The sequence below is a fragment of the Mycobacterium sp. genome (genome assembly GCF_049280035.1).
Classification (GTDB): Bacteria; Actinomycetota; Actinomycetes; order Mycobacteriales; family Mycobacteriaceae; genus Mycobacterium.
This window is the reverse complement of the sequence record NZ_JBAPPI010000513.1, coordinates 1-1,940: the sequence shown is the minus strand read 5'-3', so window position 1 is coordinate 1,940 and position 1,940 is coordinate 1. Positions and strand designations below refer to the sequence as shown.

Below are 1,940 nucleotides of genomic sequence, written 5' to 3'. Positions count from 1 at the left end.
GGCCGCGGCAGTGCACGGCTCACTCGCAGTCGACGGCCCGGCGGTCATCAGCGTCGAATGCGCCGCCGACGAAATCCCGCCGTTTGCACCATTTCTCAACGCTCCATTAACCAATAGGCCTGTTAATCAACAGATTCCACACACACAGGAGGACCACATAAATGTCGCTGCCAGCGCTTGACGATATCATCACCCATACCGGCACCACCGTCCCGATCGACGGGGTGGTGCGCATCGAGACCACGCCGTTGGAGCAGACCGCCGGAACCTTCCTTTCGCAGATGCGGTCGGTGTATCCGCACGAGGAGGTTTTCGGTCAGTACTGCACGGTCAACGACTATGTCGACTGCCCGCCCGACGAGCTGTTCGAGTACCTGTCGGACACTCGGAGCCTCGAGGAGTGGACCTACACCCTGCGTGACTTCACCCCTACTGAGGAACCGGGGCTCTGGCTGGCCTTCGACCGGCTGCTTCCGGACACCGAGATCTATACCCGCACGGTGGCCAACGCCGAGGCGCGTACCGTCGACTACCACTGCGCGTGGGACCAGGGCAAGCACCTGTGGATGATCTACGTGATGCGCGTCCTTGACGCGCAGGTGGTGTTGAACAAGCCCGGTTCTGTGGTGCTGTGGACCAATTGCCGTCATCCGTTCTACGACAAGAACCCCTACCCCGACGCCGGCCCGGTCGAGCGCACCGGTTGGGTCGGCGACTTCTGGGACTTGTTCGGTGCCGGCCACGGGATCGAGCTGAACAACCTCAAGACCATCGCCGAATACCGCCACCGCAACGGACTGCCGGTCACCCCGGCCTGGATGAGATGAGAATGATCGTGAGTCAGCCAGCAGTCAGCCTCATCGACGTCGCCAGCTATCTGCCCGGCGAGCCGATCGGCGCCGACTACTACGCGCAGTTCGCCGAATCCGACGAATTACGAGAAAACGTGATGTTCCGTGCGCCCTCGTTCCGCCATCACGTCGGGCCCGACGAGACCGCGATCGACATGGTCGAACGGGCCACACAGGGCCTGATCGAGCGGCACGGCCGCGATGTCATCGAAAACGTCGACGTTTTGATCACCCACACCCAGGTGCCGGACATGCCGTTCTATGGTGGCGGCGGCGGCATCGCGCACCGGTTGGGCATGCGCCCGTCGTGGGTACTGGATTTGCACAACGGCGGATGTGCGGCGTTCGTGCTGGGTCTCAACGTGGCCCGTCGATTGCTGGCATCGGGTGAGGGGCGCACCGCGCTGATCGCGATCGCCCAAAACGCGGCCGGGCAGGTCTTCGACCAGCCCGGGGTGCGCCGCAAGGCGCAGTCGTCCGTACCCGGTGACGGCGCCGCGGTCGGTTTGGTCACGCTGTCGGACGAGTCCCCGATACTCGACATCGAGTGCCGCACCTACGGCGAATACGCCGGCGACATGACGCTCGCCATCGACCCACCACGCAAGTGGTGGCAGGCCCGGACGGGCGAGGCCAGCATCGGGTTCACCGAAACCAAGATCAGCAAGGTACTCGCTCGCGGCAATCGGCAGGTCCCCGAAGTGGCGCTCGCCGTGTGTGATCGAATCGGCCTGTCGTCCAAGGATATCGACCTGCTTGTCACCAATCAGCCAAACCGGGTGTTCCTGCGCAACTGGCGTGAAGCGCTCGAGATTCCCGAGGAACGTCACCGCGACACCTTTGATGAGTGCGGCAACCTATTCGGCGCCGGCATCCCGATCAACTTTGATCATGCGATATCCGACGGTCAGGTCACGGCCGGCGACGTCGTGATGATGGCCGCTTTCGCACACGCAGGCGACTTCGCCGGCGCGGCAGCGGTCCGCTGGGGCGGGCGAAGCTGATGGCCGCGCCGGCGTACGGAACCTCGGTGACCGCCGAGGTCCTGGCTACTCTGCCGCAGGCGGTTGATCCACTCGCGTTGGCGCT

The 1,940-nt window shown here is 64.1% G+C and carries 2 protein-coding genes and 1 pseudogene; all 3 read left to right on the top strand.

The annotated features are described in order from the left end of the window. Positions 1-181: pseudogene (locus WAN71_RS16635) on the top strand (thiamine pyrophosphate-binding protein); the annotation flags it as partial. Continuing rightward, positions 162-827: an SRPBCC family protein gene (locus tag WAN71_RS16630; RefSeq protein ID WP_422226389.1), complete on the top strand. Its 666-nt coding sequence runs from the start codon at positions 162-164 to the stop codon at positions 825-827. The pseudogene WAN71_RS16635 and the gene WAN71_RS16630, both read left to right, overlap by 20 nt. A gap of 2 nt (positions 828-829) precedes the next feature. Beyond that, positions 830-1,855 (top strand): 3-oxoacyl-ACP synthase III family protein, encoded by a 1,026-nt coding sequence (locus WAN71_RS16625; protein ID WP_422226388.1) that lies wholly within the window; start codon positions 830-832, stop codon positions 1,853-1,855. Positions 1,856-1,940 lie beyond the last annotated feature (85 nt).